The sequence below is a fragment of the Duganella sp. GW822-FHT06D06 genome, assembly GCF_058799615.1.
The window spans coordinates 192,421-206,313 of sequence record NZ_JBXALQ010000010.1 but is presented as its reverse complement, the minus strand read 5'-3'; the positions used below and the strand labels follow the sequence as shown (position 1 = coordinate 206,313).

Genomic DNA, 13,893 nt, shown 5'->3' with positions numbered 1-13,893 from the left:
CCTTTTCTTCAGCTACGCAGTATTACCTTATGCCGCGACAGGTTCGTCGTCCGGCCAGATCTGGGCGATACGCAGCAAGTTGGTGCTGCCCGGCTGGCCGAACGGCACACCCGCCGTGATCGCGATCTGGTCGCCGGGTTTGCCGAAGCCTTCCCGCAGCGTCGCCTGGCAAGCCGCAGCCACCATGCGATCCACATTGCGCACATCGGGGCTCACCGTCGAATGCACGCCCCACGCCAGCGCCAGACGGCGCGCCGTCGACAGGTTCGGCGTAATGCTCAGGATCGGCGCCATCGGCCGCTCGCGCGCCGCCCGCAGGCTGGTGTGGCCGGAGCTGGTGTAGGTCACCGTGGCCACCGCGCCGACGATCTGCGTCACATCGCGCAGGGCCGAGCAGATCGCGTCGCCGCTGTTCGGCATCGGCGCCTGGTTCTGGGCGTCGATCATCTGGCGATACAGCGGATCCTTCTCCACTTCGCAGATGATGCGGTTCATCATGGACACCGCCTCCGTTGGATAAGATCCGCTGGCCGATTCCGCCGACAGCATCACCGCATCGGCGCCGTCATAGATCGCACTGGCGACGTCCGAGGCTTCCGCCCGCGTCGGCACCGGCGCCGAAATCATCGACTCCAGCATCTGCGTGGCGATCACGATCGGCTTGCCTTGCAGGCGGCAGGCACGCAGGATGCGTTTCTGCACGCCCGGCACGCGCTCGGGCGGAACTTCCACACCCAGGTCGCCGCGCGCCACCATGATCGCGTCGGACACCGCGACGATGGCGTCGAGTGCGTCCAGGGCCGCCGGCTTCTCCAGCTTCGCCAGCAGCGATGCGCGGTTGCCGACGATGGCGCGTGCCTGCACCAGGTCTTCCGGGCGCTGCACAAACGACAACGCAATCCAGTCCGCGCCCATTTCCAGCGCAAAGTCCAGGTCGCGCAGGTCCTTTTCCGTCAGCGCCGGGATAGGCAGCACCACGTCCGGCACGTTGACGCCTTTGCGGTCCGACAGCACGCCGCCGTTGACGACGCGGGTGCGGATAACGCGGCCTTCATTGCCCAGCACCGCCAGGCGCAGCTTGCCGTCGTCCAGCAGCAGCGACTGGCCTGCGCCGATCACTTCGAACAGCTCCGGGTGTGGCAGGCATACGCGTTGCGCGGTGCCCGGGGCGCTATCGCGGTCCAGCGCAAACTCCTGCCCCGCCACCAGCGTCACTTTGCCTTCGGCGAACTGGCCCACGCGCAGCTTGGGGCCCTGCAGATCGGCCAGGATGGCGATCGGCCGGCCGACGCTGCGTTCGATTTCGCGCACGATGTTGCAGCGCGCCTGATGGTCCTGATGGGTGCCGTGGCTGAAGTTAAAGCGGAACACATCGGCGCCCGCTTCAAACAATGCCTGGATGGCTTCCTTGCTGCTGCTGGCCGGGCCGAGCGTGGCCACGATTTTGGCCTGACGTTGACGTCGCATTGGGTATTCCTTTTTTACAGAATTAAAACGGCACGGAAGTCGTTGACGTTGGTGCGGGTCGGACCGCTGACCACCAGATCATTCAACGCGCTGAAATAGCCATAGCCGTCGTTGTTTTCCAGCAGAGTCTTGGCCCGCAGCTTCTGCGTCAGGCCGCGTTCCAGCGAATCCGGTCCGTACAGCGCGCCGGCGTTGTCCTCGGAACCGTCGATGCCGTCGGTATCGCAGGCCACCGCGTGGATGCCAGGATGGCCGTCCAACGCAACCGCAAGGCTGAGCAGGAATTCGGCATTCCGGCCGCCACGCCCCGAACCGCGCACCGTCACCGTGGTCTCGCCGCCGGAAATGATGACGCAAGGCCGTTGGAACGGCTGGCCGCGCGCCGCCACCTGACGGGCCATCGCCGCGTGGACGATGGCGACATCGCGCGATTCGCCTTCGATGCCGTCGGACAGGATGTAAGGCGTGATGCCCACCGCGTGCGCGTGCGCCGCCGCCGCCTCCAGCGCGTCCTGCGCGATGGCGATGACGTGATGGCTGTTGCGGGCGAAGCGTGGATCGCCCGGTTTCGGCGTTTCGCCGGCGCCGGATTCCAGATGCTCGCGGATGTTGTCCGGGATGGTGATTTCGTACTTGCGCAGCACCGCCAGCGCATCGGCGCAGGTGGTTGGATCGGGCAACGTCGGGCCGCTGGCGATGATGCCGGGATCGTCGCCAGGGACGTCCGAGATCAGCAACGTGACCACGCGGGCCGGTGCGCAGGCCAAAGCCAGCCGGCCGCCCTTGATGGCCGACAGGTGCTTGCGCACGCAGTTCATCTCGGAGATCGCAGCGCCGCTCTTCAACAAGGCCTTGTTCAGCGCCTGCTTCTGCTCCAGCGTGATGCCGGGCGCCGGCAACGCCAGCAGCGAGGAACCGCCGCCGGAGATCAGGCACAACACCAGATCGTTCTCGTTCAGGCCCTGCACCATCTCCATCATGCGGCCGGCGGCGGCAAGTCCCGCTTCGTCCGGCACAGGATGGGCCGCTTCGATCACTTCGATGCGCTCGCAGTCCACGCCATGCTCGTAGCGCGTGACGACCAGCCCGGAGATGTCACCTTTCCAGTGACGTTCAACGGCGCGCGCCATGGCGGCGGCGCCCTTGCCTGCGCCGATCACCAGCGTGCGGCCGTTCTTCGGCGGCTCCGGCAGGTACGCCGGCAGGCACTTCTCGGCACTGACAGCGTCCACCGCGCTGCCATACAGATCGAGCAGGAATTGGCGTGGATTCAGGGTATTCATTACGCCTCGGCGATCTGGTGGTTGGACATGATTTCGATCGCGCGGCACAGTGCCGAGTGGTCCATGCCGCCCAGGCCATTGGCTGCGCAGGCATTCATCAGTTCCTGCGCCATCGCGGTATTCGGCAGCGACACGCCCATCGCCTTGGCGCCTTGCAGGGCCAGGTTCAGGTCCTTCTGGTGCAGTTCGATGCGGAAGCCCGGATTGAAGGTGCGCTTGACCATGCGCTCGCCGTGCACTTCCAGGATGCGCGAGTTGGCGAAGCCGCCCATCAGCGCCGAGCGTACCTTGGCTGGATCGGCGCCGGCCTTGGATGCGAACAGCAGCGCCTCGGCCACGGCCTGGATGTTCAGCGCCACGATGATCTGGTTGGCGACCTTGGTGGTCTGGCCGTCGCCGTTGCCGCCGACCAGGGTGATGTTCTTGCCCATCAGTTCAAACAGCGGCTTGACGATTTCGAACGCCGCTTCCGAGCCGCCGACCATGATCGTCAGCGAACCGGCCTTGGCGCCCACTTCGCCGCCGGACACCGGCGCATCCAGGTATTCGCAACCGAGGGCATTGATCCGCTTGGCGAACTTCTTGGTTTCGATCGGCGAGATCGAGCTCATGTCGACCACGATGGTGTTCGGACGCAGGCCCTTGGCCACGCCTTCTTCGCCGAACAGCGCCGTTTCAACGTGCGGGGTATCGGGCACCATGACGATGATGATGTCGGCGCGCGCGGCCACTTCGGCGGCCGAGGTGCAGACCGTCGCACCGGCTTCGATCAGCGGGAACGGCGGGTTCTTGATGTCGTGCAGGTACAGTTTGTGGCCGCCGTCCAGCAGGTGCTGCGCCATCGGTGCGCCCATGATACCCAGACCAATAAATCCAACTCGAGACATGATATTTTCCTTGTAAAGATGTGGTTTAAACGCCGACTTAAACGCCGTGCGCAGCGCGCCAGCCCAGGCCCGCTTCCGTCGTGGTGCGCGGCTTGTATTCGCAACCGAACCAGCCGTCGTAGCCCAAGGCGTCCAACTGCTCGAACAGGTAGCGGTAGTTGATTTCGCCGGTGCCCGGTTCGTTGCGGCCCGGGTTGTCCGCCAGCTGCACGTGGCCGATCAGCGCCAGGTGCTTCTGGATGGTGTTGGTCAGCTCACCTTCCATGCGCTGCATGTGATAGATGTCGTACTGGATGAACAGGTTGTCCGAACCGGTGGCGGCGATCAGCGACGCCGCCTGCGCGGTATTGGTCAGGAAGAAGCCGGGAATGTCGTAGCTGTTGATCGGTTCGATCAGCAGACGGATGCCCTCGTCCTTCAACGCCGCGGCGGCGAAGCGCAGGTTGTCCACCAGCGTGACCTGCGCGTCCTGCCGCGTCACGCCCTGGGGCGTGATGCCGACCAGGCAGTTCACCTGCTTGACGCCCAGTTCCTTGGCGTAGGCAATGGCGGTCCAGACGCCGTCGCGGAATTCGGCCACGCGGTCCGGGTGGCAGGCGATGCCCCGCTCACCGGCTTCCCAGTGGCCGGCCGGCAGGTTGTGGAGCACCAGTTCCAGCTGGTTGGCCTTCAGGCGCTCGGACAGGTCGCGGGCGCTGTAGGCATACGGGAACAGGAACTCCACCGCCTGGAAGCCGGCGCGGGCCGCCGCCTCGAAGCGCTCGATGAACGGCACTTCGGTGAACAGCATGGTCAGGTTGGCTGCAAGTTTGGTCATGACGATTCCTCTCAGTCCAGCAGGGAGATTGCGGTCGGTGCGTCGGTGCCGCGCAGCGCCAGCTCTTCGAACTCGTTGACCTTGTCGATGTCGGTGCCCATCGCGATATTGGTCACGCGTTCCAGGATCACTTCCACCACCACCGGCACCTTGAACTCTTCCATCCACTTGTGGGCTTGCTCGAAAGCGGCCGGCAGGTCGTCTGCGTTCAGGACGCGGATCGCCTTGCAACCCAGGCCTTCCACCACGGCGACGTGGTCGACGCCGTAGCCGTTCAGTTCAGGCGCGTTGATGTTCTCGAACGCCAGCTGGACGCAGTAGTCCATGTCGAAGCCGCGCTGGGATTGACGGATCAGGCCCAGGTAGGAGTTGTTGACCACAACGTGCAGGTAAGGCAGCTTGAATTGCGCGCCCACGGCCAGTTCCTCGATCATGAACTGGAAGTCGTAGTCGCCCGAGATCGCGACCACTTTGCGCTGCGGATCGGCGGCGACCACGCCCAGCGCTGCCGAGATGGTCCAGCCCAGCGGGCCGGCCTGGCCGCAGTTGATCCAGTGGCGTGCGTTGTACACGTGCAGGAACTGCGCGGCGGCGATCTGCGACAGGCCGATGGTGCTGACGTAGCAGGTATTGCGGTCGAACGCCTTGTTCATTTCTTCGTACACGCGCTGCGGCTTGACCGGCACTTGTTCGAAGTGGGTCTTGCGCTGCATGGTGCGCTTGCGTTCCTGGCACTGGGATACCCATGCCGAGCGGTTTTTCAGCTTGCCGGCGGCTTTCCATTCGGTGGCCACCTCGATCATCAGCTTCAGCGCGGCGCCGGCGTCGGAGACGATACCGAAGTCCGGACCGAAGACCCGGCCGATCTGGGTTGGCTCGATATCGATGTGGACGAACTTGCGGTCCTTGGTGTACACCTCGATGGTGCCGGTGTGGCGGTTGGCCCAGCGGTTGCCGATACCGAACACGAAGTCCGATGCCAGCACGGTGGCGTTGCCGTAGCGGTGGCTGGTTTGCAGACCGGCCATGCCGACCATCAGCGGATGATCGTCAGGGATGCAGCCCCACGCCATCAGCGTCGGGATCACGGGAATGCCGGTCAGCTCGGCGAATTGCACCAGCAGCTCGGAGGCGTTGGCGTTGATCACGCCGCCGCCCGGGGTCAGGATAGGGTTCTCGGCGTCGTTCAGCATCGTCAGCGCTTTTTCGATCTGTGCGCGGGTCGCTTTAGGCTTGTAGGCTTCGAGCGGCTGGTAGGTGTCCGGGTCGAATTCGATCTCGGCCATCTGCACGTCGAACGGCAGGTCGACCAGCACCGGGCCTGGACGGCCGGAGCGCATGATGTGGAAGGCCTGCTGGAACACCATCGGCACCAGCGCCGGCTCGCGCACGGTGACGGCCCACTTGGTCACCGGCTTGGCGATCGATTCGATATCGACCGCCTGGAAGTCTTCTTTGTACAGGCGGGCACGCGGGGCTTGGCCGGTGATGCAGAGGATAGGTATGGAATCTGCCTGGGCCGAATACAGGCCGGTGATCATGTCGGTGCCGGCCGGGCCGGAGGTACCGATGCAGACGCCGATGTTGCCGGCCTTGGCGCGGGTGTAACCCTCGGCCATGTGCGAGGCGCCTTCGACGTGACGCGCCAGTATGTGCCTGGCGCTGCCCTGCTTCTTCAACGCCGCGTAGAATGGGTTGATCGCGGCGCCCGGAACTCCGAACACCTGATTCACGCCCTCTTTTTCCAAAACGATTGCTGCTGCCTGCGCTGCTGTCATCCGTGCCATGATTGTCCCCTGTTGGTTAAGTACTGAACTTGATGGGATCATCGTAGCGGGAAAGATCGGCCGTGATAAGAAGACAAACTCTCGCTTTATTCGATACTCAAAATACGGAATAAGTGTGGAATAATCCGCATATGGATAAATTGACGCAAATCGAGGCCTTCGTCGACGTGGCCGAAAAGGGCAGCCTGGTACGCGCGGCGATGGGCCAGCACATCACGCCCGTCATGCTGGGCAGGCGTATCGACGCGCTGGAAAAGCGCCTGGGCGTGAAGCTGATGCACCGCACCACCCGCCACCTGACGCTGACCGAGCAAGGCACGCTCTATCTGGACCATTGCCGCAAATTGCTCGCGGATCTGGGCCACGCGGACCGAATGGTGTCCGAAGGACGGCACCGCGCCACCGGCCACCTGATCGTCTCGGCGCCCGCCGCCTTTGGCCGCAAGCACGTGGCGCCCCATGCCGCGGGCTTTGTGCGCGCGCATCCGGACGTGCAGATATCGTTCAATCTGACCGACCGCGTGGTCGATCTGGTGCGGGATGGCTACGACGTCGGCATCCGTATCGGCGGCGTGATCGATCCGAGCTTCGTCGCCGTCAAGCTGGCCAGCAACCGGCGCGTGGTATGCGGCACGCCGGACTACTTCGAACGGCATGGCATTCCACGCACGCTGGACGACCTGTCGCAGCACAACTGCCTGGCCTTCAACCTGCAAGGCGGCCAGCAGCGCGGCTGGTACTTCCAGGATCATGGCAAGCAGGTGACGGTGCGGGCGGACGGCAATTTGAACTGCAACGATGGCGAACTACTGCATCGCTGGGCTACCGAGGGATTGGGGCTGGCGTGGCGCTCGTCGTGGGAGATCCAGTCGCAACTGGCGTCGGGCGAGCTGATTACGGTGCTGGACGACTATGCGCTGCCGCAGTACGACATCGTGGCCGTCTATCCGCAGCAGCGCCACTTGCCGGCCAAGGTACGCTTCTTCATCGACATGCTGAAGGAGATCTACGCGCGGCCGGACTACTGGCTTACCAGTTGATCCGCTTGCGGCCGGCCCTGTTAGCGCTGCGAGACAAGACGCTGACGACGCATCTCGTCGTGCATCTGCATGGTTTGATATGCTGCCTGTAGCGTCCCGGCGTCCAGCCCCATGCTCTTGCGTACCAAAGGATGCGGCAGATCGGCCCACGGGCTGCGAGGCAACGGCGCTACCGGCACAGCCGCCGCCGCACTGACCGCGGCAGGCGCGACACCGCCGCTATTGATCGCGACGCCCACCGCGCCGTCGTCGCTGACGTCCGGCCGGCTCTCCTGCGGACAATCGGCATCGGTCAACAGCACCTTGCCTTCGGCGGATACGCAGCGATTGACGCCGGCGCTGGCACAAACGGAACCGGCGACTAATCCTGCACATAACAGCAACTGCGACACTCTGAGCGCGGCGTTCATGATCGATATCCTTTATAAAGTATATTGATCTTCTCGCAAGCTTGGCTATTTTTCTGTACGGGTCCGCACGTAGACGCGGCGCCCTGTTGAATGCGTTGTATTTTGAGCTAAGGTACAATAACTTCATGAAAGCGATCTTCCTTATCCCCTCCCTCTTCCTGGTCCACGGCCTTGCCGCTGCGGATACCGCCACTGCACATGGCTGGAACAACTCCGCCGAACTGGGCGCCATCGCCACCTCCGGTAACACGGTCGGTACTTCCGTGACCGGCAAGCTGGATGCCAAGCAGGAACTGCCCGACTGGAGCAACGAGTACATCCTGGCCGGCTACTTCAAGGACGAACAGGTCACGCAGGCCGACGGCGAAAAAGTGCGCGAGCGTTCCGCCCAGCGCTACTCGTTCTCCGCCAAGGCCGGATACAAGCTGCTGCAGGATCACGACAAGCTGTTCGCGTTGGCCACCCACGTCAACGACAAATTCGGCGCCTACACGCGCTACTCGACCGTGGGCGTCGGTTACGGCACCGAGACTTATAAGTCGCAGGACCACAGCCTGGACGTGGAAATCGGTCCTGGCTATTTCAACGGCACCCGTTCCACCGGTGATTCGGAAAGCGGCATGACCGTGCGCGGCGCGGCAAACCTGAAATGGAAACTGAGCGACAGCGCCCTGTTCACCCAGAACCTGAGCGTGGAACGCGGCACCTCCAACATCCACTCGCTGGCCGAGACGGCGCTGCGCACCAAAATCAACAGCACCATGCAGATGAAGGCCGCGTTCAGCGTCCGCAACGACACCAGTGTTCCGGAAGATAAAAAGAACACCGATACCCAAACGTCGGTGACGCTGGTCTACTCGTTTTAACATCGCAGCCAGCGCGGGCTCCTGGCGGGACTCGGCGCCAGGATTACTCTAATTGCAACGCCGCTACCGCTGTCCAAAATAGCCGCGTTTTGCTATAGTCGGCCCGCGCAGCGCTGCGGCTGCACAGCAACTACCGTTTCCCTCTATTCCGGACGAATTCATGAACACTCCCCGCATTTTCGGCACTCCCCTGTCTCCTACCGCCACCAAAGTCATGCTGCTTGGCTCCGGTGAACTCGGCAAGGAAGTCATCATCGCCTTGCAGCGCCTGGGCGTGGAAGTGATCGCCGTCGACCGTTATCCGAACGCGCCCGGCCACCAGGTCGCGCACCGCGCCCACGTCATCAACATGGCAGACGGCGCCGCCCTGGCCGCGCTGATCGAACTGGAGAAGCCTGACCTGATCGTGCCGGAAATCGAAGCCATCGCCACCGACACACTGGCCGAGCTGGAAAAAGCCGGCAAGATCACCTGCATCCCGACCGCGCGCGCCGCCCAACTGACCATGAACCGCGAAGGCATCCGCTGCCTGGCCGCCGAAACCCTGGGCCTGGCGACGTCGCCATACCGCTTCGCCAGCAGCCTGGCGGAACTGGAGGCAGCCACCGCCGCCATCGGTTTCCCGTGCGTGATCAAGCCGGTCATGTCCTCGTCGGGCAAGGGCCAGTCCAAGATCGACAGCGCCGCCGAAGTCAAAGCCGCCTGGGACTACGCCGCCGCCGGCAGCCGCGTCGATTCGGGCCGCGTCATCGTCGAAGGCTTCATCGACTTCGACTACGAAATCACGCTGCTGACGGTGCGTTCCGTCGGCGCCGACGGCAAGGTCGTGACCCAGTTCTGCGATCCGATCGGCCACGTGCAGGTGCAAGGCGACTACGTCGAATCCTGGCAGCCGTGCCGCATGAATCCTTTGGCGCTGGCGCGCGCCCGCGAAATCGCCGGGAAAGTCACCGGCGACCTGGGTGGCCTGGGCCTGTTCGGCGTCGAGCTGTTCGTCAAGGAGGATATGGTCTGGTTCTCGGAAGTGAGCCCGCGCCCGCACGACACCGGCATGGTGACCATGGCGACCCAGGTGCAAAGCGAGTTCGAACTGCACGCCAAGGCCATCCTCGGCCTGCCGGTCAACGTGGCGCTGAAGACGCCTGGTGCGTCGGCCGTCATCTACGGCCAGCACGAAGCGACGGGCATCGCCTTTGAAGGTGTGGCCGAAGCGTTGCGCGTGCCAGGCACCGACATCCGCCTGTTCGGCAAGCCGGAATCGTTCGCGCGCCGCCGCATGGGCGTGGCGCTGGCCGCAGCCGACGACGTGGAAACCGCGCGCCTGCGCGCCAAGGAAGCGGCGGCCAAGGTCAAGCCGGTACTGGGCAAGTAAGAGTTGTAAGAGTTGCGGGGACGCGCCGCCTACATCTGCCGGAACAGGTCGACGTAGTTGCGGCTGACCACCAGCTGTTCCTCGCGTCCCTTCAGCTGCACCATCAGGCGGCCGCGGAAATCCTGCCGTGTGCCTGCAACGTGGCGCGCGGCGACGATCACGCTGCGGTGTATCTGCCAGAACTGCTGCTCGTCCAGCTGCTCGCGCAGCTTGCTGATGGGCGTGCGTATCAGGCTCTCGCCGTCCGCCAGGAACACGCTGGTGTATTTGTCATTGCTCTGGAAGTAGATCACCTCGTCGATGGCGATCAGGCGCGTATGTTCGCCTTGCGAAGCGCGTATCCATTGCAGGGTCGGCGCCGGCGCCGCGGCGACGGGCGCCCCGCCTGCCAACTGCTGCAACAGGGCTTGCAGCGTCGCCGCCGTGACGCCCGCCGCAGCGGCCGGCGCGCTTGAACGCAGCGCCGCCTTCAGCTTGTTCACGGTCTTGTCCAAGCGCTCCAGGCTGGCGGGCTTCAACAGATAATCGACCGCCGAATGCTCGAACGCTTCCACCGCATACTGGTCGAAGGCCGTGACGAAAACGATGTGCGGCGGCTTGGCGCCGGCCACCAGCCGCGCCGCCACGTCCAGCCCCGTCATGCCGGGCATGCGGATGTCGAGGAACACCACGTCCGGCGTTTCCTCGTCGATCATGCGCAGCGCTTCGAGGCCGTTGGCCGCCTTGGCCACCACCTTCAATTCCGGCCACGCTGTCTTCAGTTGGCCTTCCAGATAGTCGCGCAGATGTTCTTCGTCATCTGCGATCAGGGCACGGGGTGTATCGATGTCGGACTCGCATTTAATGGCAGCATGAGACGCACCGTCATGCCGCAGGGTTGATTTTCCAGCAATTCTACCCTAGCGGCGGCGCCGTACAAACTACGCAAACGTTCGCGCAAATTGCTCAGACCCACGCCGCCACCCGGCTTGACCGACATGGTGCTGCCCAGGCCCACTCCGGTGTCGCTGATTTGCAGGATCAGATGTTCGCCTTCCGCGCGCGCGCTGACGACGATCTCGCCGCCCTCCACCTTCGGTTCCAAGCCGTGCGAGATGGCGTTTTCCACCACCGGTTGCAGCAGCATCGGCGCGATGGCGAACTGGCGCAAGGCATCGGGCACCTCGATGCGATAGCGCAGCCGCTCGCCCATGCGCACCGCCAGCACATCCAGGTAGGCGGCGATCAGCCTGGCCTCGGATCCCAGCGTGGCCTCGTCGCTGCGGCTGGCCGCCAGGCTGGCGCGCAGATAATCGATGAAGCGCTCCAGCATGTGCTGGGCCTTGGCCGGCTGCGGGCCGATCAGGCTCACCACGTTGGCCAGCGTGTTGTACAGGAAGTGAGGCTCGATCTGCGCCTGCAATGCGCGCAGCCGGGCTTCCGCCAGCAGGCGCGCGGTGGAGGCGATCAGCTCCTGTTGCCGCGCCTTTTCCATCGCCTGCGCCACCCGCCGCTCGGCGCTGCTGGTGACCAAATACATCAGCACTGCAATGGCCCCGGCCACCAACAGCGACTGGCCCAGCGCTTCGCGGTTATCCATTACCTGCGCGACGCCTTTGCCGTTCAACAGCGCGGTCCCCAGTCCCAGGCCCAGCACCACGCTGGCCCCCACCAGCACCAGGCTGAACGCCAACCGAGGCAAACCCTTGGCGCGGCGCGGCCAGCCGCCGCTGACGGCGTTGGCCAGCAAATGGCCGAAGTGGATCAGGAAGCCGATCAGGTTCGAAATGAGCAGCATCGGCAGCCAGTGCGACAGCAGCGACCCGCCGTCGCCGGACAACAGCATCTCGACGGCCGTAAAGACCGTGCCCAGGCCGCAGTTCCAGATCAGGGTGTACAGCAGGTTGCGCCGCGTCGTCGCCGGCCGGCGCCGGAAGAACGGCATCAGGTCCAGCGGATGCGCCAACCGCGCGTGGTCGGCGCCCGAAGGCGCCGTGGCTTGCTTGCTGCTGTGGTTCATCGAGGTATCCAAAATATTCAGGCCGGCAGAAAGTTACCATGAAAGCACAGCGGCGACACATAAGGCAGCCGCGCCATCGCCCGTGGACCGGCCTTGATGTTGTGCGCATCGAACACCGTCAGCACGGTCTGGCGCCGGCGCGTGTCCTGCGCCACGCCGACCAGGTAGCCGTCGGTCTCGGAACGTGCGCCGCGCCGCGGCACCAGCACGTGCTCCTCCACCTGCCAGCCGGCGTCGAAGCGGTAACTGTCCGCCTTGCCGCTGTCGATGTCGATCAGGTTGACAGTGTTGAGCAGATAGTCCGCGCTACCGGGCGCCACGCCCAGCACCGCCAGCTTGCGGTGGCGCGCCGACACCACCTGCGGCGCCACCCTGGGGAATTCGCTGGCGCCAAACAGCCGCGCCTCGCGCGCCTGGCCGTTGGCGTAGTCCAGCGTGATCTGCACCGTGCTCGAGCCTTCATGGAAAGGCCGCATCTCGCCGTGCATGACCAGGCCCAGTTCGGGCAGCATGTCGCCCTCGTGCATGATCGCATCCAGCCGGGTGCAGGCGCCGTCCTCGAACGCGTTCCCGAGGTGGAACACCGAACGCGCCGGCAGTTCGAACACCTGGCGCAGTTGCAGCGTGTCCTTGGCGACCACCACCACGCGCAGCGGCCGGGTGGCGCCGGCCCAGTGCAGGCTGTCGGCCAGGCTGACCTCCGGGCCGGGCCGCATATCGTACGGTGGCACCAGGAAGATCAGGTGGCGCGCGCTGACGACGAAATCGTGCACCATGTTCAGCTGAGGCACGTCCAGCATCGCGGTGCGCATGACTTCGCCGGCCGCGTTCAGGCGGTAAATCATCAATTTGTCGGCGCCCGGCAGGTTCCCGAAGTTCCACAGGCCGCCCTCCGGATCGAGCTTCGGATGGGCGGAGAACGGCATCGCCTTCAGGTCCGGGCGCCAGGTCTTGATGCCGCGCGTTTCCAGCGTTTGCGGATCGACTTCGACGGCGGAGCCGCCCTCCCACAACGCGTACACGCGGCCGCCCAGCGGCAGCAGGTTGGTGTTGGCCGCGTTCATCGTATCGTTGCTCTTGGCCGACTTGCGGCTGACAAAAGTGCCGAAGGCCGGATACAGGAACTGGCCCGCCGCCGTCTCCTCGGTGAACTTCTGGGTGGCGACGAAGCGGCCGCGATGACTGACCTTGCCGCCGCCGATCTGCCAGCGCTGCGCGTAGCCGTCGCCGTCGAACCAGTGGTGATAGCGCTCGCCGCCCAACTCGAAGCGGCCAGGCCCGTTGCGGTAGAAGACGCCCTGCAGGTCGTCCGGCAAGCGGCCGTGGATCGCGGCCTCGCCGGACAGCTCGCCGCTGGCGCCGGCAAACGGCGCCAGCCTGGCGTTGTGCTCCAGCGCCAGGTGGAAGCGGCGCTGGGTGTCGCTGTCGGCCAGCGCGGCGCCGGAACCCAGGCCCAGCGCGGCCAGGCCGATGCCGCGGGACAGGAACCGACGGCGTGCGTTGATCGTATGGCTCATGGCATGCTCCACGATCAGCGCAGGCTGACGCTGGTCGCGGCGCCGCCGGCGGGCAGCGTAAAGCGCGCGGCCGCATAGTCGGGCGCGCTGCGTCTGCCCATCGCGTTATTGCTGAACGCGTAATCCTCGGACGGGATGCCGATCAGGTTGCGGTCCATTTTGCCGTTGGCGTTGGCGTCGTGGTACAGCGAAAAGGCGTAGTCGCCGGCCGGCAGGTCCTTGAACTCGATCTGCGTGGCGCCCACCACGGCCGGCGCGGCCGTCGAGCGCAACGGCTTGCCCAGGTAGGTCTCGGCGGAGTTGTACAGGGCGACCATGATCTGGCCGTCGGCGCTGGAGATGCCGCTCACGGAGATTTTCAGGTCGGCGGCGCCGGCAGGCGTCAGCGCCAGGGCGGACAAGATGGACAGGACGGCGGCGGCAAGGGTGGTGGATCGCATGAAGAACT

Annotated in this window: 13 protein-coding genes; 3 read left to right on the top strand and 10 right to left on the bottom strand. The window is 64.8% G+C overall.

Features of this window, described 5'->3' with window-relative positions; genetic code table 11:
- Nucleotides 1-27: 27 nt before the first annotated feature.
- From pyk to gcl, 5 genes are read right to left on the bottom strand one after another with little or no spacing between them, the layout of a single operon-like run.
- Nucleotides 28-1,467 carry a pyruvate kinase gene (pyk, locus tag AC1RMD_RS19590; RefSeq protein ID WP_492928487.1) on the bottom strand — a complete coding sequence of 480 codons (1,440 nt, stop codon included), beginning with the start codon at nt 1,465-1,467 and terminating at the stop codon, nt 28-30.
- 14 nt (nt 1,468-1,481) lie between these two features.
- Nucleotides 1,482-2,750, bottom strand: a complete 1,269-nt coding sequence (locus AC1RMD_RS19585; protein ID WP_492928485.1) for a glycerate kinase type-2 family protein — start codon at nt 2,748-2,750, stop codon at nt 1,482-1,484.
- Nucleotides 2,750-3,691 carry a 2-hydroxy-3-oxopropionate reductase gene (locus tag AC1RMD_RS19580; protein WP_492928531.1) on the bottom strand — a complete coding sequence of 314 codons (942 nt, stop codon included), beginning with the start codon at nt 3,689-3,691 and terminating at the stop codon, nt 2,750-2,752. Before AC1RMD_RS19580 ends, AC1RMD_RS19585 begins: the two co-directional genes overlap by 1 nt.
- On the bottom strand, nt 3,675-4,454 hold the full coding sequence (gene hyi, locus AC1RMD_RS19575; protein ID WP_492928483.1) for a hydroxypyruvate isomerase: 780 nt from the start codon (nt 4,452-4,454) through the stop codon (nt 3,675-3,677). Before hyi ends, AC1RMD_RS19580 begins: the two co-directional genes overlap by 17 nt.
- A gap of 11 nt (nt 4,455-4,465) precedes the next feature.
- Nucleotides 4,466-6,241 carry a glyoxylate carboligase gene (gene gcl, locus AC1RMD_RS19570; RefSeq protein ID WP_492928481.1) on the bottom strand — a complete coding sequence of 592 codons (1,776 nt, stop codon included), beginning with the start codon at nt 6,239-6,241 and terminating at the stop codon, nt 4,466-4,468.
- Between the two features lie 131 nt (nt 6,242-6,372).
- Between gcl and AC1RMD_RS19565 the strand changes: the two genes are divergently transcribed.
- A complete protein-coding gene (locus AC1RMD_RS19565; protein WP_492928479.1) occupies nt 6,373-7,281 on the top strand; it encodes a LysR family transcriptional regulator in 909 nt (302 codons plus the stop codon).
- A 20-nt stretch (nt 7,282-7,301) separates the two neighbouring features.
- Here AC1RMD_RS19565 and AC1RMD_RS19560 read toward each other — a convergent pair whose 3' ends face one another.
- Nucleotides 7,302-7,691 (bottom strand): hypothetical protein, encoded by a 390-nt coding sequence (locus AC1RMD_RS19560; protein WP_492928476.1) that lies wholly within the window; start codon nt 7,689-7,691, stop codon nt 7,302-7,304.
- Nucleotides 7,692-7,816: 125 nt separating this feature from the next.
- On the opposite strand from AC1RMD_RS19560, the gene AC1RMD_RS19555 reads away from it, so the two are divergent.
- Together AC1RMD_RS19555 and purT are read left to right on the top strand one after the other, a co-directional pair.
- Nucleotides 7,817-8,557 carry a DUF481 domain-containing protein gene (locus tag AC1RMD_RS19555; protein WP_492928475.1) on the top strand — a complete coding sequence of 247 codons (741 nt, stop codon included), beginning with the start codon at nt 7,817-7,819 and terminating at the stop codon, nt 8,555-8,557.
- 160 nt (nt 8,558-8,717) lie between these two features.
- Complete coding sequence (purT, locus tag AC1RMD_RS19550; protein WP_492928473.1) at nt 8,718-9,929, top strand: formate-dependent phosphoribosylglycinamide formyltransferase; 1,212 nt, start codon at nt 8,718-8,720, stop codon at nt 9,927-9,929.
- 29 nt (nt 9,930-9,958) lie between these two features.
- On the opposite strand, the gene AC1RMD_RS19545 is transcribed toward purT, so the two are convergent.
- From AC1RMD_RS19545 to AC1RMD_RS19530, 4 genes are read right to left on the bottom strand one after another with little or no spacing between them, the layout of a single operon-like run.
- Complete coding sequence (locus tag AC1RMD_RS19545; protein WP_492928529.1) at nt 9,959-10,714, bottom strand: LytR/AlgR family response regulator transcription factor; 756 nt, start codon at nt 10,712-10,714, stop codon at nt 9,959-9,961.
- A 20-nt stretch (nt 10,715-10,734) separates the two neighbouring features.
- Nucleotides 10,735-11,928, bottom strand: coding sequence for a sensor histidine kinase (locus AC1RMD_RS19540; protein WP_492928471.1), 1,194 nt, complete (start codon nt 11,926-11,928; stop codon nt 10,735-10,737).
- Between the two features lie 17 nt (nt 11,929-11,945).
- Nucleotides 11,946-13,445 carry a carotenoid oxygenase family protein gene (locus AC1RMD_RS19535; protein WP_492928469.1) on the bottom strand — a complete coding sequence of 500 codons (1,500 nt, stop codon included), beginning with the start codon at nt 13,443-13,445 and terminating at the stop codon, nt 11,946-11,948.
- 14 nt (nt 13,446-13,459) lie between these two features.
- The gene (locus tag AC1RMD_RS19530) at nt 13,460-13,885 is read right to left on the bottom strand and encodes a DUF2141 domain-containing protein (protein WP_492928467.1); all 426 of its coding nucleotides are present in this window, start codon (nt 13,883-13,885) and stop codon (nt 13,460-13,462) included.
- Nucleotides 13,886-13,893 lie beyond the last annotated feature (8 nt).

Excerpts from the sequence above, each read along its gene's own strand:
- pyk (WP_492928487.1), bottom strand. The coding sequence starts at position 1,467 with ATGCGACGTCAACGTCAGGCCAAAATCGTGGCCACGCTCGGCCCGGCC.
- AC1RMD_RS19585 (WP_492928485.1), bottom strand. The coding sequence starts at position 2,750 with ATGAATACCCTGAATCCACGCCAATTCCTGCTCGATCTGTATGGCAGC.
- hyi (WP_492928483.1), bottom strand. The coding sequence starts at position 4,454 with ATGACCAAACTTGCAGCCAACCTGACCATGCTGTTCACCGAAGTGCCG.
- gcl (WP_492928481.1), bottom strand. The coding sequence starts at position 6,241 with ATGGCACGGATGACAGCAGCGCAGGCAGCAGCAATCGTTTTGGAAAAA.
- AC1RMD_RS19565 (WP_492928479.1), top strand. The coding sequence starts at position 6,373 with ATGGATAAATTGACGCAAATCGAGGCCTTCGTCGACGTGGCCGAAAAG.
- AC1RMD_RS19560 (WP_492928476.1), bottom strand. The coding sequence starts at position 7,691 with ATGAACGCCGCGCTCAGAGTGTCGCAGTTGCTGTTATGTGCAGGATTA.
- AC1RMD_RS19555 (WP_492928475.1), top strand. The coding sequence starts at position 7,817 with ATGAAAGCGATCTTCCTTATCCCCTCCCTCTTCCTGGTCCACGGCCTT.
- purT (WP_492928473.1), top strand. The coding sequence starts at position 8,718 with ATGAACACTCCCCGCATTTTCGGCACTCCCCTGTCTCCTACCGCCACC.
- AC1RMD_RS19540 (WP_492928471.1), bottom strand. The coding sequence starts at position 11,928 with ATGAACCACAGCAGCAAGCAAGCCACGGCGCCTTCGGGCGCCGACCAC.
- AC1RMD_RS19535 (WP_492928469.1), bottom strand. The coding sequence starts at position 13,445 with ATGAGCCATACGATCAACGCACGCCGTCGGTTCCTGTCCCGCGGCATC.
- AC1RMD_RS19530 (WP_492928467.1), bottom strand. The coding sequence starts at position 13,885 with ATGCGATCCACCACCCTTGCCGCCGCCGTCCTGTCCATCTTGTCCGCC.